This is a genomic window from Acinetobacter lactucae (genome assembly GCF_013344765.1).
Taxonomy (GTDB): Bacteria; Pseudomonadota; Gammaproteobacteria; order Pseudomonadales; family Moraxellaceae; genus Acinetobacter; species Acinetobacter lactucae_A.
Genome location: NZ_JABVBF010000333.1, coordinates 1 through 1,228, shown reverse-complemented (window position 1 = coordinate 1,228; position 1,228 = coordinate 1). Strand labels below are relative to the sequence as shown.

Annotated in this window: 2 protein-coding genes; one reads left to right on the top strand and one right to left on the bottom strand. The window is 33.1% G+C overall.

The features are described 5' to 3' along the window. Positions 1–263 precede the first annotated feature (263 nt). The gene (locus tag HUN22_RS17130) at positions 264–611 is read left to right on the top strand and encodes a DUF2513 domain-containing protein (protein ID WP_174731916.1); all 348 of its coding nucleotides are present in this window, start codon (positions 264–266) and stop codon (positions 609–611) included. Between the two features lie 63 nt (positions 612–674). Here HUN22_RS17130 and HUN22_RS17125 read toward each other — a convergent pair. Then, a partial coding sequence (locus HUN22_RS17125; RefSeq protein ID WP_217488222.1) for a hypothetical protein occupies positions 675–1,228 on the bottom strand: 554 nt, incomplete at its 5' end.

Here is a 1,228-nt window from a genome sequence, read left to right as displayed (position 1 = left end):
ATAGTGATGAATAGGAACAATGACGTAGGCTGAGATATTACATTCAAATGCAATATCAATGCAAAAAGGGATAGGCGTAAAGTGCCTAGGTAGTGGATTGATTCTTAAAAAATAAGGAAGGTAGAAGTTTTTTTATAATTTGTCATTTAAAAGATGAGTATAAATTTATACAACGACATGCTTTGTCGTTGTGTTCTTTTTAAACAGAGATAAAGTGATTAACAGATGATAAGCTAAATTTATTGTGTAATTTAGAGATGAATATGAAAAGAGATTGGGATGTTATTCGAGCAATTTTAATTGCAACTGAAGAAGATAGATTTGATGAATATCTAGAAAAAGCTGAAGACGAGACTCTTATTTTAGGTAACACAACTCTTTTAATTGAAGCTGGTTTCATCACTGGAAAAGTTCTACAAAGTCTTGATGGAATAGATGATGTTTTTGTGAATGATTTGACTTGGCAGGGGCATGAATTATTAGATGTAATTAGAAGCAAACCTGTCTGGGAAAAAATAAAAACGACAGCCTTAGAAAAAGGACTTGAACTTACTTTTGATGTGGTTAAAGCATTGGGAAGCAAAGCAATATCATTTGTATTGGGTGAATAGAGAATTAAAATGATGGTTCAAAAATGCAAGCAACCTAATGGTTGCTTGCATTTCGTTAGGTCACTATTTTTCTTCTGTTTTTCTCATTTGATTTTGATTAAGCGGTACATCTAAATTTCTTTCAGACAGTTCAAGGAGCTTTAAAGCATTTGATTGTTTCATAAAGAACTTTAGTATTTTCATGCCCGCAAAAATGATAGCAAACATCAAAAAATAATTGATACCAGCCCAAGTCAAAATATCTGTTAAGTTGTGAAGTGGTACCTTAACCATATAGAGCATGTAAAGCATAAACCCGTATGCAAATAGACCTGAGGCAAAGAAAAGACCTGCTCCAATTGTTTCTAATCGTTTGGCCTTTTTGGGATCAATGGGCTTAATAGGTTTAAGTTGGTTTTTTTCGGAATCAAACTCGAATAATTTCCCACAGTTTTTATAAAGTCTTGCCGCAAACTCACAGTCTATCTTGCGCTTGAGGTATCGTAGTTTTCGTAAATCCTTTTCATTGAGATTGAGTTCTTTTTGAAGCGTTACAGCACTTAACCGATATTGGTAATCTTTTTTGTCCTCTTCTTCAACAAGGGGAGAGGTTAGCTGTTTCTTAAAATATTCTATTT